Source organism: Pseudomonas sp. GW821-FHT01C01 (genome assembly GCF_059422645.1).
Genome location: NZ_JBWKXF010000051.1, coordinates 16,641 through 43,451 on the forward strand (window position 1 = coordinate 16,641; position 26,811 = coordinate 43,451).

The 26,811-nt window shown below is 59.8% G+C and carries 28 protein-coding genes; 19 read left to right on the forward strand and 9 right to left on the reverse strand.

Translation table 11 applies throughout. The features are described from left to right. Positions 1-1,368, forward strand: coding sequence for a TolC family outer membrane protein (locus tag AC07XF_RS23680; protein WP_495028411.1), 1,368 nt, complete (start codon positions 1-3; stop codon positions 1,366-1,368). 204 nt (positions 1,369-1,572) lie between these two features. Continuing rightward, positions 1,573-3,426 (forward strand): polyurethane esterase, encoded by a 1,854-nt coding sequence (locus AC07XF_RS23685; protein ID WP_495028412.1) that lies wholly within the window; start codon positions 1,573-1,575, stop codon positions 3,424-3,426. Between the two features lie 124 nt (positions 3,427-3,550). On the opposite strand, the gene AC07XF_RS23690 is transcribed toward AC07XF_RS23685, so the two are convergent. After that, positions 3,551-4,231 carry an SOS response-associated peptidase family protein gene (locus AC07XF_RS23690; protein ID WP_495028413.1) on the reverse strand — a complete coding sequence of 227 codons (681 nt, stop codon included), beginning with the start codon at positions 4,229-4,231 and terminating at the stop codon, positions 3,551-3,553. A 197-nt stretch (positions 4,232-4,428) separates the two neighbouring features. Between AC07XF_RS23690 and AC07XF_RS23695 the strand changes: the two genes are divergently transcribed. Continuing rightward, positions 4,429-5,328 (forward strand): polysaccharide deacetylase family protein, encoded by a 900-nt coding sequence (locus AC07XF_RS23695; RefSeq protein ID WP_495028414.1) that lies wholly within the window; start codon positions 4,429-4,431, stop codon positions 5,326-5,328. A 122-nt stretch (positions 5,329-5,450) separates the two neighbouring features. Further along, entirely contained in the window at positions 5,451-5,690 is a 240-nt protein-coding gene (locus tag AC07XF_RS23700) for a DUF1652 domain-containing protein (protein ID WP_495028415.1), read from the forward strand. A gap of 176 nt (positions 5,691-5,866) precedes the next feature. Here AC07XF_RS23700 and AC07XF_RS23705 read toward each other — a convergent pair whose 3' ends face one another. Continuing rightward, positions 5,867-6,754, reverse strand: coding sequence for a LysR family transcriptional regulator (locus AC07XF_RS23705; protein ID WP_429398279.1), 888 nt, complete (start codon positions 6,752-6,754; stop codon positions 5,867-5,869). A 124-nt stretch (positions 6,755-6,878) separates the two neighbouring features. Here AC07XF_RS23705 and AC07XF_RS23710 point away from each other — a divergent pair, with 124 nt between their 5' ends. The 10 genes from AC07XF_RS23710 to AC07XF_RS23755 all read left to right on the forward strand — a co-directional run bounded on the left by AC07XF_RS23710 (position 6,879) and on the right by AC07XF_RS23755 (position 15,607). After that, on the forward strand, positions 6,879-8,027 hold the full coding sequence (locus tag AC07XF_RS23710; protein WP_495028416.1) for a muconate cycloisomerase family protein: 1,149 nt from the start codon (positions 6,879-6,881) through the stop codon (positions 8,025-8,027). Positions 8,028-8,037: 10 nt separating this feature from the next. Continuing rightward, on the forward strand, positions 8,038-8,328 hold the full coding sequence (gene catC, locus AC07XF_RS23715) for a muconolactone Delta-isomerase (protein ID WP_218432980.1): 291 nt from the start codon (positions 8,038-8,040) through the stop codon (positions 8,326-8,328). 55 nt (positions 8,329-8,383) lie between these two features. After that, the gene (gene catA / locus AC07XF_RS23720) at positions 8,384-9,313 is read left to right on the forward strand and encodes a catechol 1,2-dioxygenase (RefSeq protein ID WP_495028417.1); all 930 of its coding nucleotides are present in this window, start codon (positions 8,384-8,386) and stop codon (positions 9,311-9,313) included. A 196-nt stretch (positions 9,314-9,509) separates the two neighbouring features. Further along, positions 9,510-10,469: an AraC family transcriptional regulator gene (locus AC07XF_RS23725; protein WP_495028418.1), complete on the forward strand. Its 960-nt coding sequence runs from the start codon at positions 9,510-9,512 to the stop codon at positions 10,467-10,469. 254 nt (positions 10,470-10,723) lie between these two features. Then, entirely contained in the window at positions 10,724-12,088 is a 1,365-nt protein-coding gene (benA, locus tag AC07XF_RS23730) for a benzoate 1,2-dioxygenase large subunit (RefSeq protein WP_277536788.1), read from the forward strand. Continuing rightward, positions 12,085-12,573, forward strand: a complete 489-nt coding sequence (gene benB, locus AC07XF_RS23735; protein ID WP_495028419.1) for a benzoate 1,2-dioxygenase small subunit — start codon at positions 12,085-12,087, stop codon at positions 12,571-12,573. The genes benA and benB overlap by 4 nt, the downstream gene beginning before the upstream one ends. 10 nt (positions 12,574-12,583) lie before the next feature. Continuing rightward, positions 12,584-13,597 (forward strand): benzoate 1,2-dioxygenase electron transfer component BenC, encoded by a 1,014-nt coding sequence (gene benC, locus AC07XF_RS23740; protein ID WP_495028420.1) that lies wholly within the window; start codon positions 12,584-12,586, stop codon positions 13,595-13,597. A 177-nt stretch (positions 13,598-13,774) separates the two neighbouring features. Beyond that, the gene (locus tag AC07XF_RS23745; RefSeq protein ID WP_495028421.1) at positions 13,775-14,548 is read left to right on the forward strand and encodes a 1,6-dihydroxycyclohexa-2,4-diene-1-carboxylate dehydrogenase; all 774 of its coding nucleotides are present in this window, start codon (positions 13,775-13,777) and stop codon (positions 14,546-14,548) included. Between the two features lie 42 nt (positions 14,549-14,590). Then, complete coding sequence (locus tag AC07XF_RS23750) at positions 14,591-15,289, forward strand: alpha/beta hydrolase (RefSeq protein WP_495028422.1); 699 nt, start codon at positions 14,591-14,593, stop codon at positions 15,287-15,289. 117 nt (positions 15,290-15,406) lie between these two features. After that, entirely contained in the window at positions 15,407-15,607 is a 201-nt protein-coding gene (locus tag AC07XF_RS23755; RefSeq protein ID WP_495028423.1) for an SPOR domain-containing protein, read from the forward strand. Positions 15,608-15,748: 141 nt separating this feature from the next. Here AC07XF_RS23755 and osmE read toward each other — a convergent pair whose 3' ends face one another. After that, positions 15,749-16,099: an osmotically-inducible lipoprotein OsmE gene (gene osmE / locus AC07XF_RS23760; protein WP_495028424.1), complete on the reverse strand. Its 351-nt coding sequence runs from the start codon at positions 16,097-16,099 to the stop codon at positions 15,749-15,751. Positions 16,100-16,112: 13 nt separating this feature from the next. Then, positions 16,113-16,352, reverse strand: a complete 240-nt coding sequence (locus tag AC07XF_RS23765) for a hypothetical protein (RefSeq protein WP_046043505.1) — start codon at positions 16,350-16,352, stop codon at positions 16,113-16,115. Between the two features lie 270 nt (positions 16,353-16,622). Here AC07XF_RS23765 and AC07XF_RS23770 point away from each other — a divergent pair, with 270 nt between their 5' ends. The 4 genes from AC07XF_RS23770 (at position 16,623) to AC07XF_RS23785 (ending at position 20,412) form a co-directional block, all read left to right on the forward strand. Further along, positions 16,623-16,958: a hypothetical protein gene (locus AC07XF_RS23770; RefSeq protein WP_495028425.1), complete on the forward strand. Its 336-nt coding sequence runs from the start codon at positions 16,623-16,625 to the stop codon at positions 16,956-16,958. Between the two features lie 217 nt (positions 16,959-17,175). Then, positions 17,176-18,465 (forward strand): NAD(P)/FAD-dependent oxidoreductase, encoded by a 1,290-nt coding sequence (locus AC07XF_RS23775; protein WP_495028426.1) that lies wholly within the window; start codon positions 17,176-17,178, stop codon positions 18,463-18,465. 25 nt (positions 18,466-18,490) lie between these two features. After that, complete coding sequence (locus AC07XF_RS23780) at positions 18,491-19,045, forward strand: helix-turn-helix domain-containing protein (RefSeq protein WP_008000492.1); 555 nt, start codon at positions 18,491-18,493, stop codon at positions 19,043-19,045. Positions 19,046-19,065: 20 nt separating this feature from the next. Next, positions 19,066-20,412 carry a glutamine synthetase family protein gene (locus AC07XF_RS23785; RefSeq protein ID WP_495028427.1) on the forward strand — a complete coding sequence of 449 codons (1,347 nt, stop codon included), beginning with the start codon at positions 19,066-19,068 and terminating at the stop codon, positions 20,410-20,412. Between the two features lie 314 nt (positions 20,413-20,726). On the opposite strand, the gene AC07XF_RS23790 is transcribed toward AC07XF_RS23785, so the two are convergent. From AC07XF_RS23790 to AC07XF_RS23810, 5 genes are all read right to left on the reverse strand, one after another. Continuing rightward, a complete protein-coding gene (locus tag AC07XF_RS23790) occupies positions 20,727-22,085 on the reverse strand; it encodes a purine-cytosine permease family protein (RefSeq protein ID WP_495028428.1) in 1,359 nt (452 codons plus the stop codon). A 5-nt stretch (positions 22,086-22,090) separates the two neighbouring features. Then, positions 22,091-22,768, reverse strand: a complete 678-nt coding sequence (locus AC07XF_RS23795; RefSeq protein WP_495028429.1) for a cysteine hydrolase family protein — start codon at positions 22,766-22,768, stop codon at positions 22,091-22,093. Positions 22,769-22,859: 91 nt separating this feature from the next. Further along, a complete protein-coding gene (locus AC07XF_RS23800; protein WP_495028432.1) occupies positions 22,860-23,009 on the reverse strand; it encodes a hypothetical protein in 150 nt (49 codons plus the stop codon). Positions 23,010-23,186: 177 nt separating this feature from the next. Next, positions 23,187-24,230 carry an LLM class flavin-dependent oxidoreductase gene (locus AC07XF_RS23805; RefSeq protein WP_102672851.1) on the reverse strand — a complete coding sequence of 348 codons (1,044 nt, stop codon included), beginning with the start codon at positions 24,228-24,230 and terminating at the stop codon, positions 23,187-23,189. Positions 24,231-24,462: 232 nt separating this feature from the next. Continuing rightward, positions 24,463-24,948, reverse strand: a complete 486-nt coding sequence (locus AC07XF_RS23810; RefSeq protein ID WP_495028430.1) for a flavin reductase family protein — start codon at positions 24,946-24,948, stop codon at positions 24,463-24,465. Positions 24,949-25,272: 324 nt separating this feature from the next. Between AC07XF_RS23810 and AC07XF_RS23815 the strand changes: the two genes are divergently transcribed. Next, a complete protein-coding gene (locus tag AC07XF_RS23815; RefSeq protein ID WP_495028431.1) occupies positions 25,273-26,679 on the forward strand; it encodes a purine-cytosine permease family protein in 1,407 nt (468 codons plus the stop codon). The last annotated feature ends 132 nt before the right edge of the window (positions 26,680-26,811 follow it).

Consider the following 26,811-nt stretch of genomic DNA (forward strand, 5'->3'; position numbering starts at 1 on the left):
ATGTTCGGCTGTATGAATAAGCTTTCCAGGCTCGGGGCGGCATTGATGCTGCTCGTGGGCAACCCGGCGGTAGCGGCCATGGGACCGTTCGATATCTATGAACAAGCGTTGCGCAATGACCCGGTGTTCCTCGGCGCCATCAAGGAGCGCGATGCCGGCCTTGAGAACCGCGCCATCGGCCGCGCCGGGCTGCTGCCGAAACTGGGTTACAACTACAACAAGGGCCGCAACAGCTCCAAGGTCACCTACCTCAACGAGCGAGGGCAAAACCAGAGCGATGACCGCAATTACAGCAGTTACGGTTCCAGCCTGACCCTGCAACAGCCGCTGCTCGACTACGAGGCCTACGCGGCTTATCGCAAAGGTGTGGCGCAGTCGCTGTTCGCCGACGAAAACTTTCGTGGCAAAAGCCAGCAATTGCTGGTGCGGGTGCTGGAAAACTACACCAAGGCGCTGTTCGCCCAGGATCAGATCGACATTGCCCTGGCCAAGAAAAAAGCCTACGAGCAGCAGTTCCAGCAAAACGAGCAGATGTTTCGTCAGGGCGAAGGCACGCGCACCGACATTCTTGAAGCCGAATCGCGCTACGAACTGGCCACCGCCGAGGAAATCGAGGCGCGTAACGAACAGGATGCGTCCCTGCGCGAACTCGGGGCGCTGATTGGCGTGCCGACCGTCGACATCGTCGATCTCGCGCCCCTGGATCAGCACTTCCAGAGCTTCACCCTGCAACCGGCCAATTACGACACCTGGCACGAATTGGCGGTGGCCAACAACCCGAACCTGGCCTCCCAGCGTCAGGCCCTGGAAGTGGCGCGTTATGAGGTCGAACGCAATCGTGCCGGGCACTTGCCCAGGGTCAGTGCCTACGCCACGGTGCGCCAGAACGAGTCGGAGAGCGGCAACACCTACAACCAGCGTTATGACACCAACACCATCGGTATCGAAATCAACGTGCCGTTGTATGCCGGCGGCGGTGTCTCGGCATCGACCCGTCAGGCCAGTCGCGCGATGGAGCAGGCCGAGTACGAACTGGACGGCAAGACCCGGGACACCCTGATCCAATTGCGTCGGCAATTCAGCGCCTGCCTGTCCGGCGTGAGCAAATTGCACGCCTACCAGAAGGCACTGATCTCCGCTGAAGCATTGGTGGTATCGACCAGGCAAAGCATTCTGGGTGGCGAACGGGTCAATCTCGATGCGCTGAACGCCGAACAACAGCTCTATACCACGCGCCGCGACCTGGCCCAGGCCCGCTACGACTACCTGATGGCCTGGACGAAATTGCATTACTACGCCGGAACCCTGAATGAGCAGGATCTGGCCAGGGTTGACGAGGCATTCGGACAAGGCCCGAGGCCCCGCTAACCCCACCTTTTTCCGTAGCAGCTGGCGAAGCCTGCGTTCGGCTGCGCAGCAGTCGTGAATTCAGACAATGCGGTCCATCAAGTAGATCGCATGCACAGGTTTTACGACTGCTACGCAGCCGAACGCAGGCTTCGCCAGCTGCTACACGGGTGCGCCGGTTGTGAGTGATCTCTGACAATTCCAACAACGAGAGAGGCAATACCCATGGGTGTGTACGACTACAAGAACCTCGGCGCAACGGATGCCAAAGCGCTGTTTTCCGACGCGATGGCAATCACGCTGTATTCCTATCACAACCTCGATAACGGCTTTGCCACCGGTTATCAGCACAACGGATTCGGCCTTGGCCTGCCGGCGACGCTGGTGACGGCGTTGATCGGCGGCACCGATTCCCAAGGCGTGATCCCCGGCATTCCGTGGAATCCCGATTCGGAAAAAGCCGCACTCGACGCCGTGCAGAAAGCCGGTTGGACTCCCGTCACCGCCGCGCAGTTGGGCTATGACGGCAAAGTCGACGCCCGGGGAACCTTCTTCGGTGAAAAGGCCGGCTACACCAGTGCTCAGGTGGAGATTCTCGGCAAATACGACGCCCAGGGGCACCTCACGGAAATCGGTATCGCCTTTCGCGGTACCAGCGGTCCACGGGAAAACCAGATCAGCGACTCCATCGGTGACGTGATCAATGACCTGCTGGCGGCGCTGGGCCCGAAGGATTACGCGAAAAACTACGTGGGTGAAGCATTCGGCACGTTGCTGGCGGACGTTGCCGCGTTTGCGCGGGCCAACGGTCTGTCCGGCAAGGATGTGCTGGTCAGTGGCCACAGCCTCGGCGGCCTGGCGGTCAACAGCCTGGCGGATTTGAGCAGCGATAAATGGGGCGGTTTTTTTCAGGACTCAAACTACATCGCCTACGCCTCGCCGACTCAAAGCAGCAGCGACAAAGTACTGAACGTCGGCTATGAAAACGACCCGGTATTCCGCGCCCTCGACGGCTCGGCGTTCAACCCGTCATCGGTCGGCGTGCACGACGCCGATCAAGCCTCGGCCACCAACAACATCGTCAGCTTCAATGACCACTACGCATCGACCGCCTGGAATCTGTTGCCGTTTTCCATCCTCAACATTCCGACCTGGATTTCGCATTTGCCCACCGCTTATGGCGACGGTATGAACCGGGTGATCGAGTCAAAGTTCTACGACCTCACCAGCAAGGACTCGACCATCATCGTGGCCAACCTCTCGGACCCGGCACGGGCCAACACCTGGGTACAGGATCTCAATCGCAACGCTGAAACCCACAAGGGCAGCACGTTCATCATCGGCAGTGACGGCAATGACCTGATCCAGGGCGGCAAGGGCAACGACTATCTGGAAGGTCGCGACGGCAACGACACCTTCCGTGATGCCGGTGGCTACAACATCCTGTTGGGCGGCAAAGGTTACAACGTGCTCGACTTGCAGCAGTCAGTGAATAATTTCGACTTTGCCAACGATGGCGCCGGCAACCTGTACATTCGCGATGCCAATGGCGGTATCAGCATGACCCGCGACATTGGCAGCATCGTGAGCAAGGAACCGGGTTTCCTGTGGGGGATTTTCAAGGATGACGTGACCCACAGCGTCACTGCCAGCGGGCTTGCGGTGGGCAATCAGTTGACTGCCTACGCGTCATCGGTGAAGGGCGGGGCGGGGAATGACACCTTGAAGGCGCAGGCAACCGGCGACTGGTTGTTCGGCCTCGACGGCAATGATCATTTGATCGGCGGCAAAGGCAACGACGTGTTCGTCGGTGGGACAGGCAACGACCTGTTGGAATCGGGTGGCGGGATCGATACATTCCTGTTCAACGGCGCGTTTGGCCACGACCGGGTACTCGGCTATCAGGCGAACGACAAACTGGTGTTTCTCGGGGTGCAGGGCGTAACGCCGAACGACGACTTCCGGGCCCATGCCACGGCAGTGGGGCAGGATACCGTGCTGACGTTTGGCAATGACTCGGTGACGCTGGTGGGGGTGGGGCTGGACAGTTTGTCGGGAGCGGGGATTGTGATTGCCTGAGGATAATGAGGCGCCTGTAAGGGCCTCTTCGCGAGCAGGCTCCCTCGCCACGGATTAAGTGTTCGTTCTTAAGTGAATAGCATTACGCCTTTTAAGCGGGGGGGCTTTGTCGTTACTGACAGGTTCATGGAATTTTATTGATTAGCGTGGCGCCCTGGTTCCTGACATTGCCAACGGCCTTGTCGACCTTGTACCACTCAAATACGTCACTGACTTCGCCCTGGGATAGCGCCATTTCCTCGGCGCGTTCCTTGGGGGTGGCCGGGTCCAGCCATTCCCGCGCCAGCTTGGGCGAGAACACCACCGGTCGTCGGTCATGCACGTCAAGCAGACCGCCTGCGCTGTCGGCGGTGAGGATCACGAAGCCGTCGTGCTCCCGATGTGGGGCTCCGCCGATGGGGTACTGGCCGATGGTCGCGCAGAAAATCGGGGCGCGATCCCGTCGACGGATCAGCCAGGGTTGCTTCGTCGAGTCGCCGCTATCGACCCATTCGAACCAGTTATCAATCGGGCAGATTGCGCGATGGGGCCAGATTGTCCGGAAGTACGGGCCGTGGGCGACTTTCTCGACCCGGGCATTGATCGGCTCCGTGCGATCGGTCGCCCAGTGCGGACGCCAACCCCAGCGCACGGTGTCGGCGTGCAGCCGCCCGTTCTCCAGATGCAGCAGGGCGAGTTGCGTGGTGGGCGCGGCGTTATAGTGCGCCAAGGGTTCGTTGCCGACGTGGTTGATCAGCGCGTCGGGGATGCTCAGCACCGCCACGAAGTCGTGAATCCCGCGGTATTGCGACAGTCGTCCGCACATGGCCTGACACTCTGGCTGAGGATTTTTTTCAGTTTAGTTGGTGGCGACGAAACGGGCTTGGCAAGCACTGGAACCAAACTCTGTGTACCTTATCCAACCTCGGCCCGCTGTTTCGATGCGGGCTGACGACGGATGAACGGGCGAAGGATTCTTGCCAGTTGAAGTATCGACCGAGATGGTCTGGCTCAAGGCAGAAGATGAAACAGTTGTTCAAGTGTTTAACGGTGTGCGCCTTGGCAGTGGGTCTGCTGGGCTGTATCGCAGCACCGATCGAAATGACTCCGCAGACCGAACAGCGTCTGAGTACGCAACCACCGATCCGGTTTCTGCTGACCTTCGATGACGGTCCCAGTGCATCGAGCTGGTGGAATCCGACCGTCACGGTGCTTGAGAGCCTGGCGCAAAACCCGCTGCAACTGGGCATCAAAGCCGTGTTCTTCGTGCAAACCCGCGCTCCTCGGGCCGGTGGCAGCGAGTTGGGCCGGGACATCATGCGGCGCGAACATGCCGAAGGTCACATCCTGGGGTTTCACACCGCCACGCCCTGGCACACCAATCATCGCTCGCTGGAACCGCAAGAACTCGAGCAGTCCCTGACCGATGGCAGCGCCGACATTGCGGCGATCACCGGCGCCCCGCCAATCCTGCTGCGCCCGCCATTCTGGAACTACGACAAACGCACCTTTGCCGCTTATCAGCGGCATGGCCTGCACGTGCTGCTCACGGACTTGAGCGCCAATGACGGCAAGATCTGGGGCTTCAATGCCAGCCCCCGGCGCCGGTCGCACATGCTGCGCTCGATGTCCGAAGTACGCGAACGCATTGCCCGTGGCGAGTTGCCGGTGGTCGATGGAGTGATTCCGGTGGTGGTGACCTTCCACGACCTAAACCGCTATACCGCCCGGCATACCCGTGAGTACCTGCAGATTCTTCTCGACAGTGCCCGGGAAACCGGCGTGAAAACCGCCGACAAGCCGTTTTACGACGATCAGTCGGCGCTGCGGCGGGCGGCCATGGCGCGTACCGTGCGCGACGATTCGCAGCCGGTCGAGTTGCCGGGGTTCTGGAACTGGATCTGGGGCGGAAACACCCATTGAAAAAACGTGCAGAAATGAGCGCTGAATAACACCAATTGCGAATGATTTGTGGCGCAGAATCGGCAAAGTGTACCTATGCTGAAACAGATCCAATCCGATCAACTGTCGCCGAGGCACCGGCCATGGTTCCTATTTCAGTTCTTTGCAATATCGTAGAGTCCGGTTTCGAACCGCTGTCGTGCGAGTGCACGGAGAACCTCGGATTGCTGCGTATCGAAGTCTGCGACCCCGTCACCGGGCGGGTGGAGCTGCTGATCAGCGGTGTCTCGACCGCCGAACTGACCAGCGTGCGCGCCATCTCTGATTTTGTCGGCGAGTTGCGTACCGAGATGAAGTCAGGACGCCGGGCGTTTTCGGGCTGATCACTCGCTGATCTGATGGCAACACTGACCCTGTGGCGAGGGAGCTTGCTCCCGCTGGGGCGCGAAGCGGCCCCCCAAAAGGTCATTACGTTCATCTCAAAGAAACGGGTAACGGCTTTTAGGGCCGCTACGCGCCCCAGCGGGAGCAAGCTCCCTCGCCACAGGTTTTCAATGCCTCAAGTCGCTGGTGGCAGCAGTTCATCAATCATCCGCAAACAATGGTTCAACCCCGGCGAAACATCGCCAACCCGTCGGCTGAGTATGATCGGCGAGGTCGCGTTGTCTTCCAGCAGCGGGGTGAAGCCGATGTCGTCGCGGTGCAGCAATTGCACCGAGGCCGGCACCAGCGTGACTCCGATTCCCGCCCCCACCAGACCGATCGCCGTTTGCAGCTCGTTCGTCCATTGCGCGACGTGGATGCTCACGCCGTAGGACTCAAACAGGGCAATCACATGGTCGGCGTAACTCGGCCGTGGATTGCCGGGGTACAACACAAAGGGTTCCTTCGCCAGTTCCCGCAGGCTGATGGGACCGGCGAGCAACGGGTGGCCGGCGGGCAGGGCGGCGACCAGGCGGTCTTCGGTCAGCACGGTCTGGACGATAGCCGGGTCGTCAATGCGGATACGGCCGAAGCCGATGTCGATGCGTCCGGCCTTGAGCGCCTGCACCTGCTGCAAGGTGGTCATTTCCGACAGCCCCAACTCCAGCTCCAGCGGCTCGCCGCTGCGTAACCGGCGGATCAGTTCCGGCAGCACGCCATACAAGGTCGACGGCGCAAAACCGATACCCAGCCAGGTTTTCTCACCCAACCCGATACGCCGCGTGTTGTCACAGACCTTGTTCAGTTGTTCGAGCAGGGCGGTGGAGTGCTCATGGAAAAAACGTCCTGCGTCGGTCAACTTCAGTGGTCGACCGCGCTCCAGCAGCATCACCCCCAGTTCGTCTTCCAGTTGCTGGATCTGCCGGCTCAACGGCGGTTGGGCAATGTGCAAGCGCTCGGCGGCGCGAGTGAAGTTGAGGGTTTGAGCCAGCACCTGAAAGTAACGCAGGTGACGCAGTTCCATGGGGCCTCCGGATTTTCAATTGAATACCTTTTAGGTATCAAGCCAGACCAATTCTATATTGGCCGCCCGGAAAAAGCCGTATGAGAATCCGACTCAGAACTTCAAGAACCTGACGGGTATCGAAATGCTTGCAACAGCCATTGAATCGATCGAGACGATCATCGTCGATCTGCCGACTATCCGCCCGCACAAGCTGGCGATGCATACCATGCAGAACCAGACCCTGGTGATCATTCGCGTGCGTTGCGCCGACGGCATCGAAGGCATCGGCGAATCCACCACCATCGGTGGCCTGGCCTACGGCAATGAAAGCCCGGACAGCATCAAGACCAACATCGACACGCACTTCGCACCGCTGTTGATCGGCCAGGACAGCAACAATGTCAACGCCGCCATGTTGCGCCTGGAACGCAGCATCCGTGGCAACACCTTCGCCAAATCCGGTATCGAAACCGCGCTGCTCGACGCCCTGGGCAAACGCCTCGGCCTGCCGGTCAGCGAATTGCTCGGCGGCCGTGTTCGCGATGCGCTGCCCGTGGCCTGGACCCTGGCCAGCGGCGACACCGGGAAAGACATCGCCGAGGCGGAAAAAATGCTCGACCTGCGCCGCCACCGCATCTTCAAACTGAAAATCGGTGCCGGCGAGGTCAATCGCGATCTGGCCCACGTCATCGCCATCAAAAAGGCCCTGGGTGACCGCGCCAGCGTACGGGTCGACGTCAATCAGGCGTGGGACGAAGCGGTGGCGCTGCGGGCCTGCCGAATCCTCGGTACCAACGGCATCGACCTGATCGAACAACCCATCTCGCGCAACAACCGCGCCGGCATGGCCCGCCTGAATGCCATGAGCCCGGCGCCAATCATGGCCGACGAATCCATCGAATGCGTGGAAGATGCGTTCAACCTGGCCCGCGAAGGCGCGGCGTCGGTGTTTGCCTTGAAGATTGCCAAGAACGGTGGCCCGCGTGCTGTGCTGCGTACCGCCTGCATCGCTGAAGCGGCCGGTATCGCCCTGTACGGTGGCACCATGCTCGAAGGCGGCCTGGGCACCATGGCTTCGGCCCATGCTTTTGTCACCCTGAACAAACTGGCGTGGGACACCGAGTTGTTCGGCCCGCTGCTGCTGACCGCAGACATTCTCAGCGAGCCGCTGGTGTATCGCGATTTTGAACTGCACGTGCCGAAAACGCCGGGTCTGGGCCTGAGCCTGGATGAAGAGCGTCTGGCGTTCTTCCGCCGCGACAAGACATCCACCGCCATTCATCAAGCCTGAGGAGAGCATTATGCTGTTCCACGTAAAAATGACCGTGAACCTGCCGGTCGACATGAATCCGCAAGCGGCCGCCAAACTCAAGGCGGACGAAAAAGCCCTGGCCCAGCGCCTGCAAGAGCAGGGCAAGTGGCGCCACCTGTGGCGCATCGCCGGGCACTACGCCAACTACAGCGTGTTCGATGTCGACAGCGTTCAGGAACTGCATGACCTGCTGATGCAATTGCCACTGTTTCCGTACATGGCCATCGAAATCGACGCGATGTGCCGGCATCCTTCTTCCATCCGCGACGATGACCGCTGAGCCCAGCCTGCTCAGTTCGCTACGCTAATAATTACAAGATGAGGAACCCTGCAAAATGAACGTCAAGATTTCCCACACTGCCGAAGTCCAGAAATTTCTCGAAGAAGCCAGCGGCTTGCTCAACGACGCCGGCAATCCACGGACCAAAGCGCTGGTCTATCGCATCCTGCGTGACTCGGTGAACATCATCGAAGACCTGGCCGTGACCCCGGAAGAGTTCTGGAAAACCGTCAACTACCTCAACGTGCTGGGCGCACGCCAGGAGGCCGGGCTGGTGGTGGCCGGGCTCGGTCTGGAACACTACCTCGACCTGCTGATGGACGCCGAAGACGAGCAGGCCGGCAAATCCGGCGGCACGCCGCGCACCATCGAGGGCCCGCTGTACGTGGCCGGTGCGCCGCTGTCGGTGGGCGAAGCGCGCCTCGACGATGGTGTCGATCCGGGCGTGACCCTGTTCATGCAAGGCCGCGTGTTCAACACCGCTGGCGAACCCCTGGCCGGTGCCGTGGTGGATGTCTGGCACGCCAACACCGGTGGTACTTACTCGTACTTCGATACCACACAGTCGGAGTTCAACCTGCGTCGCCGTATCGTTACCGACGCCGAAGGCCGCTATCGTTTCCGCAGCATCGTGCCGTCGGGCTATGGCTGCCCGCCGGACGGACCGACCCAGCAACTGCTCGATCAACTGGGCCGTCACGGCCAGCGCCCGGCGCACATTCACTTCTTCATTTCCGCAGCGGATCATCGCCACCTGACCACCCAGATCAACCTCGATGGCGATCAATACCTGCACGACGACTTCGCCTACGCCACTCGCGATGAACTGATTGCCAGGATCACCTTCAGCGACGATCAGCAGCGCGCGGCGGCCCATGGTGTGAGCGGTCGCTTTGCCGAAATCGACTTCGACTTCACCTTGCAGTCGTCTGCCCAGCCGGAGGAGCAACAGCGCCACGAGCGGGTCCGCGCACTGGAAGACTGATCGCACAACCCTGTGGGAGCGGGCTTGCTCGCGAAGGCGGAATCAGCCTCAACATCAACGTTGACTGATACTCCGCTTTCGCGAGCAAGCCCGCTCCCACAGGGGTTTCGGTCAACTGTCCGGAAATATCTCAAGCGCCTGACACACTGTTCTAGAATGGACTGCCACAACGCATAACAACAACGAGAGTGACCTGATGATGCAAGCGCAACTGTTGAGTCAGCGCAGCCGGGTGTTCGACCACGCCGACCCTTACGCGGTGTCGGGCTACGTCAATCAGCACGTCGGCAACCATTGCATCCTCATGCCCCGTGCGGGACGGCCGCTGGCCAGTCTCGACCACCGCAAATTCGCCAGCCTCGACCTGTGTCGTATCAGCTACGGCGCCAGTGTGCGGGTGACGTCGGGCGCACTGGAGAACATCTATCACTTGCAAGTGTTGCTGCGCGGCAATTGCCTGTGGCGCGGGCATGGCCAGGAACATTACTTCGCCCCCGGCGAGCTGCTGTTGATCAATCCCGATGATCCGGTGGACCTGACGTACTCCAACGATTGCGAAAAATTCATCCTGAAAATTCCCACCCGGTTGTTCGAGTCCGTTTGCGATGAGCAGCGCTGGCAATATCCGGGGCAGGGCGTGCGGTTCCTGGAGAACCGCTATCAACTGGGCGAGCTGGAAGGTTTCGTCAACCTGCTGGCGATGATTTGCCAGGAAGCCGAGGCCAGCGAGCAGATCCCCAGGGTGCAGGAGCATTACGCGCAGATCATCACCAGCAAGATGCTGAGCCTGATGAAAACCAATGTCACCCGCTTCAGCACGGGATCGCAGGCTGCGACCTTCGAAGCCATTGCCGATTACATCGCACGCCACCTCAAACAGGACATCGACAGTGAAGAGCTGGCGCGCCAGGCCCACATGAGCTTGCGTTCGCTGTACGGATTGTTTGAACGCAATGCCGGTGCCACGCCGAAAAACTACATCCGCCAGAAGCGCCTCGAGTCCATCAACGCCTGCCTCAGCGACCCGACTTGCAACGTACGCAACATCACGGAAGTGGCGATGGACTACGGCTTCCTGCACCTGGGGCGGTTCTCCGACAGCTATCGCAAGCAGTTCGGCGAATTGCCGTCGGACACCCTCAAACGCCGGCATTGAATGCACTGACCCTGTAGGAGCTGGCTTGCCAGCGAAGAAGGAGTGTCAGTCGCCATTTATCTTGCCTGACCCACCGCTTTCGCTGGCAAGCCAGCTCCTACAGTTGATCGCTGCCGTTCATACATTCCGCATACATCTCCATTCCAGGCGTGCATTGCACAAAACGGATAAAGGTCTGCACCCCGCGGATATTCCAGTCTGCCCCCCCGTCCTAGCATGGCCCTGCCTGAACAATAACAATGGAGGCGGCGGCCATGACCCTGCGACCCGAATATTTGCATTCCCTGCTTGAAGATGATCCCGAGCAAGGCCTCTATCGCTGCAAACGCGAGATGTTCACCGACCCGCGGTTGTTCGATCTGGAGATGGAACACATCTTCGAAGGCAATTGGCTGTACCTGGCCCACGAAAGCCAGATCCCCAACATCAACGATTTCTACACCACCACCATGGGGCGCCAGTCGATCTTCATCGCGCGCAACAAGGACGGTGTACTCAACGCCTTCATCAATGCCTGCAGCCACCGCGGCGCGACCCTGTGCCGGCACAAGTCCGGCAACAAGAGTTCCTACACTTGCCCGTTCCACGGCTGGACCTTCAACAATTCCGGCAAGCTGCTCAAGGTCAAGGATCCGGCCCAGGCGGGCTACCCGGCGAGCTTCAACTGCGAAGGCTCCCACGACCTGACCCGCGTCGCGCGTTTCGAGTCTTATCGCGGCTTCCTGTTTGGCAGCCTGAAAGCCGATGTGCTGCCACTGGTCGAGCACCTCGGCGAGTCGGCGAAGATCATCGACATGATCGTCGACCAATCCCCTGATGGCCTGGAAGTGCTGCGTGGGTCTTCCAGCTACATCTACGAAGGCAACTGGAAACTCACCGCCGAAAACGGCGCCGATGGCTACCACGTCAGCTCCGTGCACTGGAACTACGCCGCCACCCAGAACCAGCGCAAGCAACGCGAGGCCGGTGACAGCAACCCGACCATGAGCGCCGGCAGCTGGGCCAAGCAGGGCGGAGGTTTCTATTCCTTCGACAAGGGCCACATGCTGCTGTGGACCCGGTGGGCCAACCCCGAGGACCGTCCGCTGTACGAGCGCCGCGATGAGCTGGCGCAGGATTTCGGCAAGGCCCGCGCCGACTGGATGATCGAGAATTCGCGCAACCTGTGCCTGTACCCCAACGTGTACCTGATGGACCAGTTCAGCTCGCAGATCCGCATCGCCCGGCCGATCTCGGTCAACCGCACGGAAATCACCATTTACTGCATCGCCCCCAAAGGCGAAAGCGACCATGCGCGTTCCAGCCGGATTCGTCAGTACGAGGACTTCTTCAACGTCAGCGGCATGGCCACGCCGGATGATCTGGAAGAATTCCGCTCCTGCCAGACCAGCTATCAGGGCAGCGTCACCACCTGGAATGACATGTCCCGTGGTGCCGAGCACTGGATCGAAGGTGCCGACGAGGCAGCCAGGGAAATCGATCTGCATCCGCTGCTCAGTGGCGTGCGCACCGAAGACGAAGGCCTGTTCGTGCTGCAACACAAGTACTGGCAGCAGACCATGCTCAAGGCCCTCGCCGCCGAGCAGTCGAAACTGATCGCCGTGGAGGACGTGCAATGACCATTTCCCATGACACCGTGCGCGATTTTCTCTACCGCGAAGCGCGCTACCTCGACGACCGTCAGTGGGATGAATGGCTGGAGCTGTACGCACCGGACGCGACGTTCTGGATGCCGTCGTGGGACGACAACGACGAGTTGACCGAAGACCCGCAGCGGGAAATCTCGCTGATCTGGTACGGCAACCGCACGGGCCTGGAAGACCGCGTCTTCCGCATCAAGACCGAGCGTTCCAGCGCGAGCATTCCGGACACCCGCACCTCCCACAACATCAGCAACATCGAACTGCTTGAGCAGGCCGACGGAATCTGCAAGGTGCGCTTCAACTGGCACACCCTGAGTTTTCGCTACAAGACCGTCGACAGCTATTTCGGCAGCAGTTTCTACACCCTCGACGTGCGCGGTGAAAACCTGTTGATCAAGGCCAAGAAAGTGATCCTGAAGAACGACTATGTTCGTCAGGTCATCGATGTTTACCACCTGTGAGGCGGCCGTCATGACCCATTCCATTGCATTCAATTTCGAAGACGGCGTCACCCGGTTCATCGACGCCAATGCCGGCGAAACCGTGGCCGATGCCGCGTACCGCCAGGGCATCAATATCCCGCTGGACTGCCGCGACGGCGCCTGCGGCACCTGCATGTGTTTTGCCGAAGCCGGCACTTACGATCTGGGCGAGGAGTACATCGAAGACGCCCTCAGCCCTGAAGAGGCCGCGCAGGGTTTTGTCCTGACCTGCCAGATGCGCGCCCGGAGTGACTGCGTGGTGCGGGTGCCGACGTCCTCGGAAGTCTGCCGTACCCGCCAGACCAGTTACGACGCGACCATCAGCGCCGTACGCCAACTGTCCGACAGCACCATCGCGCTGTCGATCAAGGGTGAAGCCCTGAGCAAACTGGCGTTTCTGCCGGGGCAATATGTGAACCTTGGGATTCCAGGCAGCGAGCAGACCCGCGCCTACTCGTTCAGCTCGTTGCAGCGCGACGGCGAAGTCAGCTTCCTGATCCGCAACGTGCCGGGCGGCTTGATGAGCAGTTTCCTGACCGGCATGGCCAAGGCCGGCGACAGCATGAGCCTGGCCGGACCGTTGGGCAGTTTCTATCTGCGTGACATCCGTCGGCCGCTGTTGCTGCTGGCCGGTGGCACCGGGTTGGCGCCGTTCACCGCGATGCTGGAGAAAATCGCCGAGCAGGGCAGCGATCATCCGCTGCATCTGATCTACGGCGTGACCCACGACTTTGATCTGGTGGAGCTTGATCGTCTGGAAGCCTTTGCTGCGCGCATCCCCAACTTCACCTTCAGCGCCTGCGTCGCCAGCCCCGAGAGCCAACATCCGCTCAAGGGCTACGTGACCCAGCACATCGAGCCAAAGCATTTGAACGATGGCGACGTCGATGTGTACCTGTGCGGCCCGCCGCCGATGGTCGAGGCGGTCAGCCAGTTCATTCGCGAGCAAGGCATCGCGCCTGCGAACTTCTACTACGAAAAATTCGCCGCCAGCGCGGCTTGAGTCGTGCACAAATTCCCTGCCGGGCAACTACCCAATGTGGGAGCGGGCTTGCTCGCGAAAGCGGTCTGACAGGGGACACTGTTATTGAATGTTACGGCCTCTTCGCGAGCAAGCCCGCTCCCACAGGATCGAGTTTGACCTGCATTACTTTAATTGATCGGATTTTTTGAGGTTGCCATGAACAGATTTCACGAAAAAGTCGCACTGATCACCGGCGCTGCCCAAGGCATTGGCCGACGGGTGGCCGAGCGTATGGCCGCGGAAGGGGCGAAGCTGATCCTGGTGGACCGTTCCGACCTGGTGTTCGAAGTGCAGCAACAGTTGGCGCCGACCACCCAGGTTTTGGCCCTGACCGCCGACCTTGAGCAATACGAGGAGTGCAGTCGGGTGATGCAAACCGCTGTCGAGCGCTTCGATCGCCTCGATGTGCTGGTCAATAACGTCGGCGGCACGATCTGGGCCAAGCCGTTCGAGCATTACCAGGCGTCGCAGATCGAGGCCGAGGTTCGCCGTTCGTTGTTCCCGACCTTGTGGTGTTGCCATGCTGCACTGCCGTTCATGCTGGAGCAGGGCAGTGGTGCGATCGTCAACGTATCTTCCATCGCCACCCGCAGCCTCAATCGCGTGCCCTACGGCGCGGCAAAAGGTGGGGTGAATGCCTTGACCGCTTGTCTGGCGTTCGAAACCGCCGGTCGTGGCGTGCGGGTCAACGCCACCGCTCCTGGCGGCACCGAAGCCCCGCCGCGACGCATACCCCGCAACGGTGCCGAGCAGAGTGAGCAGGAAAAACTCTGGTATCAGCAGATCGTCGACCAGACCCTCGACAGCAGTCTGATGAAACGCTACGGCACCCTGGATGAGCAGGCGGCGGCTATTCTGTTTCTGGCCAGCGACGAAGCGTCCTATATCACCGGCATGGTCATGCCCGTGGGCGGCGGCGATCAAGGCTGACGCGAACGACAGACAACCCCATCCGCAAACGGAGTCATGGTGATGAATGACAAACCCACGATCGTGCTGGTCCATGGTTTTTGGGGCGGCGCTGCCCATTGGAACAAAGTCATCGCCAAACTGCTCAGCCGGGGTGACACGCACATTCGTGCCGTCGAGTTGCCGCTGACTTCGCTGGCTGATGATGCCGAGCGCACGCGCAAGATGGTCGCCCAGGTGCCCGGTCCGGTGCTGTTGGTGGGTCACTCCTATGGCGGCGCGGTGATCACTGAAGCGGGTGATTTGCCGAATGTGGTCGGGCTGGTGTACATCGCTGCGTTCGCGCCGGACGCCGGTGAAAGTCCCGGCGGCATCACGCAACGGCATCTGCCTGCGGCAGCGGCAAACCTGATGCCGGATAGCGACGGTTACCTATGGGTCAAGCCGGAGCTCTACCATGAAAGCTTCTGTCAGGACCTGCCGGCGACCGAAGGGTTGATCATGGGCCTCACCCAGAAAGCGCCGCTGGCGAGTACCTTCGGTGACACCATTGGCACGGTGGCCTGGAAGAAAAAACCATCGTGGTATCAGATTTCGACCGTAGACCGGATGATCGCGCCACAAAACCAGCAATGGATGGCGGCGCGGCTGAACGCCCGGGAAATTCTGACGTTGAATGCCAGCCATGCGTCATTGGCGTCGATGCCCGCTGAAGTGGCGGCATTCATCGACAGGGCCGCGACGGCGTTGGCAAAGGACTAGGGTCCAAGTGCAACCCGAATCGGGAATTTCCATGGCGATGTCTGGTCGGTATTTTGGAGAAGGGTGGGTGTAAGGTAAGTGAGTCAACCTGATATCACTGCCCATGAGGAGGTGACTATGAGTGTTCCGATGCTGAACAAAATGCACATGAACGGCTATGACGTGCTCAGCGTGAACAACGGCCCCTGGCGTGTATGTACCCGGGGTGACCGGCTTGGCTCGTTCGACAGTCGAGAGGAGGCACTGGCGTTTGCGGCATCGCTGCCGGGCTACAGGGCTCGAACCGGCAAGCCTGCGGGCAACCATCAGACAAAATGAAGTCAAGCCCGAAGCCCCGGTTCACCGGTAATCTCCTGTAGGAGCGAGCTTGCTCGCGATGGTCGCAAACGATAACGCGTGTTTCCTGGCTAAACTCGGCGCGCTTGAGTCCATCGCGAGCAAGCTCGCTCCTACAGGGCGCTAGTAGCCACCGCCACCGCTGGGGCGGGAGGGTTCTCGGGCCTTTTGCTGCATGTAGCTCCATTCCGCACACGTCATAAAGCTCTTGTGGTCGACCATGCCACGGCCATCAAAGCTGACATTGAACGTTTGTTGATGGCCGGACTGAGTCAGTTTGTAGTCAAAGCACGTACCGGGTTCGACGGTACGATCGCTGATCGCCAGCGGCTGGCCGCCGATTTGCCGGACTTGCTCCTGGGTCATGCCGGTGCCGACCTTCGCCACCAGCGGCTGGTTCTGGTAGATCGAGTTGGTGCTGCAGCCTGCCAACGCGGTCAGTGTGACGACCAGCGTGAATAGAGGCCTGTTCATGGCAGCGCTCCCGCTATTGAGCCTTGTTGCGGCTAATGACCTTGGCTTTCACTTCCTCGGCATAGCCTGACAGTTTTGCTTCATCGCCTTGAAATAAAGCACACAGTTTTTGAACGGCTTGCGCGTCTATGTCGTTCCCGAGCAGGCGCAATTGCTGCTCTATGCGCAAAAGCTCCACGGCCGACCAGCGCAAATCTGACGCAAGTCCCTGCAGATCACGCCGAAGTTCCTGTTCCGATTCGTTAAGCCACATGATGACCTCCTGAACACTGCATTCCGGAATTTTAGACCTGTTTACCGGACCGGATGTTGTGTTTGTCTGATTCAGACGGGTTTCCTTTGGTCGGGAAAATAAACGCGAACGTGAAAGTACGCTGTCCTACTCAAGAAAGATGGATGGCTTATCTGAACTCAAGGAACTAACGGGGGGAGCCGATATCAATGGCAGTCGCTGAATCGTCGGGGATGGATGTACGGACGACGGCGAGCTACATTTTCTTTATTTCGAATATAAGGACGCAACATGCGGATGTTGATGGGAGGAGTCGTGCTGGCGTTGCTAGCCGGATGTTCGCTGCCGGCGTCGCTGGTACCGGGCGAGCCGAATGTCAGCAAGCACAGCGGGAAGACGCCAAAAGAGTATGCGGCGTGCGTTTTGCCGGCCTGGCAAAAGGAAGTACCGAATACGACCCAGGTTTCGATATCCAACGGATTCCGGATCACCGCGCCCAGCGTAATCACGGCCGACGAAGTGCTGGATATCGTGAAGTACAAAAACGGCAGTCAGGTTTCGCTGTACCAGGGGCCACCTTGGGCCAAATCTGGTGACCTGCGTAAAATCGTGCGCGACTGTTTGTAAGAACAGGAAAACGAAAATCGGGGCGCCATGCCGGCAATAACGTGGCGGCGCAGCGGCCCCACTGGTCCCGATTGCCTGATGCGTTCGCTGACGCCTCTGAATAAAAAATCCCGCCCAAGTCTTCTTGGGCGGGATTTTTTTTGCGCGCCATTTGCCTGTGTGAAATTTACCGTGTATTTTTTCATGAAATTAAAAATACAAAATTTCACGAGGCCATATGTTTCAGCAATCCACTCAGCATGTCGCCAGTTACTACGCCCATTCCTGTGCCGACCGTCTGGTCAATCGAGCCGCACTGGAAGGTGAACAAGACACCGAAGTGCTGATCATCGGGGCCGGCTTCAGTGGATTGCACACGGCGTTGCGCCTGGCACTGGCTGGCAAGCGCGTGACCTTGCTCGAAGCAAGCCGGGTGGCCTGGGCCGCTTCGGGGCGCAATGGCGGCCAGGCGATTCTCGGTTGGTCGTGCGACATGCCACCGCTGGAAGCGGCGCTGGGTTATGAACGGGCGCGGCGACTGTGGGACGGCATGCGCTGGGCCGCGCGGGAACTGCGTGATCTGCCCGGCCGGCATGAGTTCGATTGCGACTACCGCGCCGGTCATCTCTGGACGTCGGTGATGCCGCGTCGGGTAGGCTTGCTGACGGAGTGGCAACACGAGGCCAGCCATAAGTGGGGCCACGACAAACTGCAATTCATTTCACGGCAACAGTTGCCGGAATGGGTGGCCAGCGAGCGTTATCAGGCCGGCTTGTTCGATCCCGAGGGCGGGCATTTGAATCCGCTGAAACTGGCCCTGGGCCTCGCGGATGCAATTGAGCGGGCGGGTGGCCGTATCTACGAGCAAAGCAAGGCGCTGAGCTATGGCGAGGAGGGCGACGGGTTTGTGGTGACGACCGAGCGTGGTCGTATTCGCGCCGATGTGCTGGTGCTGGCGTGCAACGCCTATCTCGATCGGCTCGACCCGCAATTGGCAAGTTGCGTGTTGCCGGTCGGGACTTATCAGGTCGCGACCGCGCCGCTCACGACGGAGCAAGCCACCGCGCTGCTGCCGAGCAACGTGTGCGTGACCGACAACCAGTTCGTGCTCGATTATTTCCGGCGCACCCCGGATAACCGCCTGCTGTTCGGCGGCGGTTGCACTTACCTGGGCGGGATGCCCAAGGACATCGCCGCGGCGACCCGGCCGTTCCTGGAGCGCGTGTTCCCACAACTCACGGGCGTCGAGCTGGAGTTTGCCTGGGGCGGACACATCGACCTGACCCTCAAGCGCACGCCGGATATCGGGCGGCGCGGCGATCTGTACTGGATGCAGGGGTATTCCGGGCATGGCGTGCTGCCGACGCTGGCCGCGGCGCGGGCAGTGTCCGACGCGGTGCTCGGTCAGCCCGACGAGCTGTCCCTGTACCAGGGCCTGAACAATGGCAGTTTTCCCGGTGGCAAATACCTGGCCGCGCCGCTGGAAGCCATCGGCAAAGCCTGGTATCGGCTGCGCGACAGCATTTGAAGCGACACTTTCAGGAAGACTCCGGATGGACATGCAAGAAGAAATCTCGGCGCTGGCGATCCTGATCCAGGACCTGCGCAAACACAAAAAGTACACCCTGAAGGAGCTGGCGGACAAAATCGGGCGCTCCGTCGGTTTTCTGTCCCAGGTCGAGCGCGGCCTGTCGCGCCCGACGGTGGCGGACTTGACCGCCATCAGCGAAACCCTGGGGGTGCCGACCACTTATTTCTACAGCCTGCCCAAGCCTATGGCGTTGTCCTGGGTCACCCGCCCGGACGAGCGCCGCACGCTGTATTACGCCGATGGCATTACCGACATCCTCGTTTCGCCAAAAATGCGTGCGTCGTTCTCGATGCTTGAAAGCCAGCTCGAACCCGGCGCCAGCAGCGGCGACCGGCATATGAAGGACAGCTCCGAGCAGGGCGGTTATGTCCTCGAAGGGGAACTGACCCTGTGGCTCGACGACAACGAACCGGTGACCCTGCATCCCGGCGACAGCTTTCAACTGGCCAGCCATGCGCATTGCCGCTACGGCAACCTGTCCGACCAACTGACCCGCGTGCTTTGGGTTTACACCTGATAACAACAAGGAACAAAACGATGGATGCTGTGTGCTCTGATCTGCTGGCCGAGGTTCGCAACTTTCGCCACTGCAACCCTGAAGTGCGTTATGTCGACCTGATCTCCCTGGACATTCCGGGGCACTTCTACGGCAAGCGCTACCCGATCGAGATGTTGGAAAAAGTCGCTGCCGGCAGTGCACTGAAACTGCCGCAAAACTGCGTGCTGCTCGGCACTCAGGGCGGGCTGTTCAAGATCGGAGACTACTGCTTCAACGATGGTGACCCCGATGCGCTCCGCCGTTTGGTGCCTGGCACGTTGAAGCTCGTGACCTGGGAAAAGCAGCCTCTGGGCCAGATGCTGATCACCTCCGACGGCACGGAAAAACCCATCGAATTCGAACCCCGTGAAGTGTTGGCCCAGGTGTTGAACCGGCTGCACCGTAAAGGCATTTTCCCGGTGGTGGCGTTCGAGCTGGAGTTTTACCTGTTCGACAGCCGCTTGAAGGACGGCTTGCCGCAGTTCCCCCGTGATGAGTTGACTGGCGATGCCGATGATCAGCCGAACATGCACATCGAACGCTTGTCGCGATTCGCCCCGGTACTCGATGAAATGGTCGAGACGGCGCGAGCGCAAGGCATCGATGCCACGGTGATTACCGCTGAACTCGGCCCGGGTCAGTTCGAAATCAACTTCGGCCATTGCGATGACGGCTTGCGCGCCGCCGACTGGGCGGCCCTGTTCTGCCGCAGCACCCGGGGCGTGGCGCTCAAGCACAACCTGCGCGCCAGTTTCATGGCCAAACCCTACTTGCAACATCCCGGCAGTGGTATGCATGTGCATGTCAGCCTTTATGACAAGGCCGGCAACAATCTGTTGGCGGCGAACGGCCAGCGGGCGCTGCGTCATGCGGTGGCCGGTTGCCTGGATGTGTTGCCGCATTGCATGCCGATTTTTGCCCCGAACCACAACGCCTTGCGCCGTTTGAGCGGCACCGTGAACGTCGCGTCCCGCGCCAGTTGGGGCTTTGAGGATCGTGATGCGTGCTTGCGTATACCGGAGTCGGACGTCAAAAACCTGCGTATTGAACATCGCCTGGCGGGCGCCGATGCCAATCCGTATCTGGCGTTGGCGGCGATTCTGGTGGGGTTGGAGCAGGGGCTGGAAAGGGAGTGTGAGCCGATTGCACCGCTCAACGAAGACCGCAGCAGTGGCATCGAATTTCCGTTGGAAATGCTCGAAGCGGTGAAGTCCATGCAAAGTCATGCATCGCTGCGCGAAGGCTTGGGGGCGGAGTTTGTGGATGTCTATTGCGAAAACAAACGTCAGGATCATCTGGCATTTCTGCATGACATCAGCGCGCGGGAGTATCGCTGGTTCTTGTAGTCTCCCTTAGAAAAAGTGTGGATATTTAATGAGTTAGAAAGATTAGTAACTGGATGGTGAATAAAAATATCTTGTTACAGGCTGAAATATTCCGTAATATCCGCGCCGCGTTCACCACCACGGTTTATGCATTTTTAAATCCCAGGCGTCCATCAGCTGCCTGGGATTTTTTTTGCCTGCAATTCCGTATGCAGGGTGAAGATCAAAAGATCACCCGAACCTGTAGGAGCCAGCTTGCTGGCGAACCGGACAATGCGGTGTGTCAGGCAGGTCGCCTTCGCTGGCAAGCCAGCTCCTACAGGCCCATCGGTGTGTCAGGCTGGTCCCATCACTGGCACGCGACTGGCGCGCTTCATCAGCCAGTAGTAACTCAGCGCAGGCACCAGCAACCCGACGATCCACGCCAGGTCCACCCCGTCCAGCGCCGTGGCCACCGGGCCGACGTACAGCGTGGTGTTCATGAACGGAATTTCCAGGGCAATTGCCAACAGGAAACTGCCGCAGGCAATCCAGTTGATGCGCCCGTAGATCCCGTTCAGGTCGAAGATGTCGTCAATCCGGTATTGGCCTTTGCGCAGGCAGTAGTAGTCCACCAGATTGATCGCCGTCCACGGGATCAGGAAGTAGCTCATGAAAAAGATGAAGTTCAGGAAGAAGTTGATGAAGTCGTCCTGACTGATGGTGCACAAGGCCGTTGCCACCAGGCTGATCAGCAGCATGAACACACCGCGCACCCGCGGGGTCACCTTGAGTCGGGCGAAAGGTTCGATCACGGTGATGGTCGACATGAACGCGCCATACAGGTTGAACACGTTGATCGACACCTGGCCGTAGACGATGAAGGCGAACAGCAGCACCGCGCCAGCGCCGAACAGACCGGCGACATGCCCGCCGACGTTGCTGGAAAAATCGCCGATGCCGACGCTGAGAATCGCCCCGAGAATCATCATCCACGCGCCGCCGCTGACCGTGCCGGCGTAGCTGTACCAGAACACCTGGGCAGTCGGCGTGCTGCTCGGCAGGTAGCGCGAGTAGTCGGCGACGTAAGGCGCATAGGACAGCTGCCAGGTCACGGCAATGCTCACCGCCACCAGGAATTTCGACAACGAGAAGCCTGTCGGCAACCATTGTTCGGCCGGGATCGGTAACTGCAAGGCGAGCACCGTGGCGGCCACGAACACCACCAGCGACAGGATCGACAGCAGCTTCTGCAAGCGGTGAATCAACCGATAGCCATAGAGGGCGACGACGAAGCACAACGCACCGATCAGGTAGATGTTGCCCGACATTGGCAGCGGGCTGACGGACTCCAGCGCCTGGGCCGCGAGCAACGTGTTACTGACGAAGAAGCCCAGGTAAATCAGCATCACGAACAGCAGCGGCAACACCGCCCCCAGCACGCCGAATTGCGCCCGGCTCTGGATCATTTGCGGAATCCCCAGCTTCGGTCCCTGGGCCGAGTGGGAGGCCATGAAAATCGCCCCCAACAACGAACCGATGATGATCGCCAGCGCACTCCAGAACAGGTTGAGCCCCATCACCACCGGCAACACACCGGACGCGATGGTGGTGATATTCATGTTGGCGCCGAACCAGATATAGAACAGCGAGGCCGGCTTGCCGTGGCGTTCGGTTTCGGGGATGAAATCGATGCTTCTTTTTTCGACTTGCATGGCGATCACTCCTGAGTCCGGACGAGGTGGGATTGCAGACGGGCGATGGTGCCGGGCAGCTCATGGGGCTGATGGGCAAACAGGTCCGGACGTTCGGGGATCAGGCTGGCGTAATCGAGTTGTTGCAGGGCGCGCAGGCATTGTTCAGTCGTGAGAATTTCCAGCGAGTAAACCCAGTTGGCCATGATCAACAACGCCGAGTAGTGCCCGGCCAGCGTGGTTGTGGTGCAGGCATCGTTGACCAGGCGCACGCGATATCCCAAGGCGAAGGCATCGAACACGCTGGTCAGCACGCAGACGTCGGTCAACACGCCACAGATGATCAGCGTGTCGACTTCCAGAGCCTTGAGTCGGGCGTCGAGGTCGGTGCGGTGAAAGGCGCTGTAACGGCCCTTGTCGATGATTAATTCACCGGGCTGCGGCGTCAGCGACTCGATGATTTCCACTTGCCGGGTGCCGGCGCGGTAACCGCCGGGGCCACCGTCGGCGGCGAGGGGTTCGCCGTGGGGCAGGTCACTGCCGTCGGCCTGATTGATGTGGCGGGTATAGATGACAGGCATCCGCTGGCGACGGGCTGTCGCGAGCAGGGCGGCGGTATGGGCAACTACCGTGGCAAAGTTTTCGAGGACGAAACCGTCCTCCTGTTGCATGTCGATGATCAACAGCGCGCTGTTATTGTTCATTGGGCAAACCTGATCAAAGGCGAAACACAAAGCACCGCACGCGCCATGCAATGGCGAGACGCGAGGGGCGTGATTGGCTGTTCGGGTGGGCTCAGTGAACTATTTGCCAGAAGCCGTTCTGCTTGGCCGAAACGCTGGCGCGCAGGCGCTTGAAATGCAGGTGCGAAGCGGTCCATTCACCGCGCAGGTAAGCCCGCGCGGCGCTGGAGGGAAGGGCGAGTGATGGGAGACGACCAGTCATCATTGGAATCGACTCTTGTGGGGGCGCGCTTGCTCCCACAGGACAAATGCGTACCTGTAGGAGCGAGCTTGCTCGCGAAAAACTCTGGACAACGCGGTCATTCAGATGGCACGCGTTATCGTTGGCGTCCATCGCGAGCGAGCTCGCTCCTACAGTTGATGTCGCAGGGCGGCGCAATCAGCGAAACGCTGGCACCACATGCTTGATAAACAGCTCCAGGGATTTTTTCTTCTCCGCGTGGGGCAGGCTGTTATCGCACCAGAAGCTGAACTCGTCTACACCCAGTTCCTGGTAGTACTTGATGCGCGGAATGATTTCTTCCGGGGTGCCGATCATGGCGGTCTTGTGCAGGCTCTCCAGTTCGAACTCTGGGCGACCGGCGAATTTTTCTTCCGGGCTCGGCGCGAGGAAACCGTTGACCGGGGTGGTCTTGTTGCCGAACCAGGCATCGAAGGTGCGATAGAACTTCGAGATCGCCTTGGCTCCGACTTGCCAGCCTTGCGGATCGTCGGCGGTGTGCACGTGGGTGTGACGCAGCACCATCAGTTGCGGGCGCGGCACGCCCGGGTTGTTGTCCAGCGCGGCCTGGAATTTGTTCTTCAGGTCGAGGACTTCTTCGTCGCCTTTCATCAGCGGCGTGACCATCACGTTGCAGCCGTTGGCCACGGCGAAGTTGTGCGAGTCCGGATCGCGGGCGGCGATCCACATCGGCGGGTTCGGCTGCTGGATTGGCTTGGGCACGCTGGTGGAGGTCGGGAATTTCCAGATGTCGCCGTCATGGGCATAGTCGCCGTTCCACAGTGCACGCACCACCGGAACCATTTCCCGCAACGCCTGGCCGCCGGAGGACGCTGGCATGCCGCCGGCCATGCGGTCGAATTCAATCTGGTAGGCACCACGGGCCAAACCGACTTCCATGCGCCCGTTGCTGATCACGTCGAGCAATGCGCATTCACCCGCCACCCGCAGCGGATGCCAGAACGGCGCGATGATGGTGCCGGCGCCCAGGTGAATGGTGGTGGTCTTGCCCGCGAGGTAAGCCAGCAGCGGCATCGGGCTTGGCGAGATGGTGTATTCCATTGAGTGGTGTTCGCCGATCCATACGGTGCTGAAACCACCGGCCTCGGCCATCAGCGTCAGTTCGGTCAGGTCTTCGAACAACTGGCGGTGGCTGACGCTTTCGTCCCAACGTTCCATGTGTACGAACAGAGAAAACTTCATGACGCTTACCTCGGATCTATTGTTATTGGCCTGTCGACTGCGGGCTCGTTGTTTATTGGTATACCATAATACATGTTTTCCGCAAATCACTTCTCTTCGCGGCTAACGCTAACCAGTGTGGGAGCGGGCTTGCTCGCGAAAGCGAACTTCCAGGCGGCATCTGTGTTGACTGACACTCCGTCTTCGCGAGCAAGCCCGCTCCCACAGGGGGTATGCGGTGATATCAGAGGGATCAGGCCAGAACGGGCAGGGCGCCCATCTTGCCGTGGCAATACACCAGTGGCCCGCTGCTCTGCTGGGGCACGATCAGGTTTTTCACCGCGCCGACCATGATCGCGTGGTCACCGCCTTCATATTCGCGCCACAGCTCACATTCGATGACCGCCGTGGCGTTGGCCAGAATCGGGTTGCCCAACTCGCTCAGTGTCCACTCTATCCCCTGGGCCTTGTCCTTGCCTTTGCGTGCGAAAGCATAGGCTTCGCTTTGCTGGCCGCCGGAAAGCACGTGGATGGCGAAGCGTTTGTTCTTGATCAGGACCGGGTAGGAATCGGAGCTGTAGTTCGGGCAGAACAGCACCAGGGCCGGGTCCATCGACAGCGAGCTGAAGGCACTGGCGGTCAGGCCGACGATTTGCCCGTCGTCATCCAGGGTGGTGATCACGGTCACTCCGGACGGGAACGAACCCATGACTTGTTTGTAGATGGCGGCATCGATCATTGGACGGTCCTCGGCGGGTGTGACGCGGTTTTTATGTGTTTGTGGGTCTGATGGTATACCGTAATACATCGATTGCAAGGTCTTTTTAGGTGAACCGATAAACGTACGGCTTTCGTCGGAAACTCAATGATTACGGGGCTTTCAGCTAGCCAGATTTGGCGTGGATCGGGCAGGATGCCGGCTCAGATGCTTGTTCAAAGACCGGATCAGTCTTGTTTAAAGTTTGGAATACCATAATATGGTAGGCATCTGAGGGGTGACCAAAGAGTCCCCCCGGTTTGGCTTCATACAAAGATAAGAACAGACAAACTCGAGTTCATGCACATGTCCCAGATGTCCCGGCAAGATCCGTTGATCGAGAACCATACGGTCGACTATGTTCCACTCGCAGAGCGCCACGGGAAGGCCCGCGATCTTTTCACCCTGTGGTTCAGCACCAACATTGCGCCACTGCCCATCGTCACCGGCGCGATGGTGGTCCAGGTGTTCCACCTCAACCTGTTCTGGGGTTTGCTGGCGATTGCGCTCGGGCACATGGCCGGCGGTGTGGTGATTGCCCTCGCGTCGGCCCAGGGGCCGTGCATGGGCATTCCGCAGATGGTGCAGAGTCGTGGTCAGTTCGGCCGCTATGGCGCGCTGCTGATCGTGTTCTTCGCTGCGCTGATCTACATCGGTTTCTTCATTTCCAACATCGTGCTGGCGGGCAAATCGATTGTCGGCATTGCGCCGTCGGTGCCGGTGCCGGCCAGCATTCTCATCGGTGCCCTCAGCGCCACGGCCATCGGGGTGATCGGTTATCGCTTCATCCATACCCTCAACCGCATCGGTACCTGGGTGATGGGCAGTGCGTTGCTCGCCGGTTTCCTCTATATCTTCGCCCATGACTTGCCGGTGGACTTCTTCACTCGCGGTGGGTTCAACCTGTCCGGCTGGCTGGCCACGGTGTCGCTGGGCATTATCTGGCAAATCAGTTTCTCGCCGTACGTGTCGGACTACTCACGCTACCTGCCGGCGGATATCGGCATCGCCCGGCCGTTCTTCGCCACCTATCTGGGTGCGACCCTGGGCACGATCCTGTCCTTTACCTTCGGTGCCGTGGCGGTACTGGCGACCCCGGAAGGCACCGAGGCGATGGCGGCGGTCAAGCAATCCACCGGCTGGCTGGGGCCGATCCTGATGGTGTTGTTCCTGCTCAACATCATCAGCCACAACGCCTTGAATCTGTATGGCGCGGTGCTGTCGATCATCACTTCGATCCAGACCTTCGCCAGCCAGTGGACACCCAGCATCAAGGTGCGCGTGGTGTTGTCGAGTATCGTGCTGGCGGGTTGCTGCGTGGTGGCGCTGGGTGCTTCGGCGAATTTCATTTCGCAGTTCATCGGTCTGATTCTGGCGCTGTTGCTGGTGCTGGTGCCGTGGGCGTCGATCAACCTGATCGACTTCTACCTGATCAAGCGCGGCCGCTACGACATCGCGTCGATCTTCCGCGCAGACGGCGGCATCTACGGTCGTTTCAACTTGCATGCGATCATTGCCTACTTCATCGGCATCATCGTGCAGCTGCCATTCGCCAATACTTCGCTGTACGTCGGGCCATACGCCAATCTGGTCGAGGGCGCGGACCTGTCGTGGCTGGTTGGACTGGTGGTGACTTGTCCGTTGTATTTCTGCCTGGCCACGCGGGGCCAGGCTCCGGAAATCCGTTCGGCAAAACTCGGCTACACCGACTGAGGCAAAAACCTTTCGTGTTTGTCTGAAAATGCCCGGCGTGTTGCCATAAGGATTTTGTAGGAGCGAGCTTGCTCGCGATGGACTCAAGAGCGCCGCGTTTAGTCAGTAAACACGCGGCATCGTTAACGACCA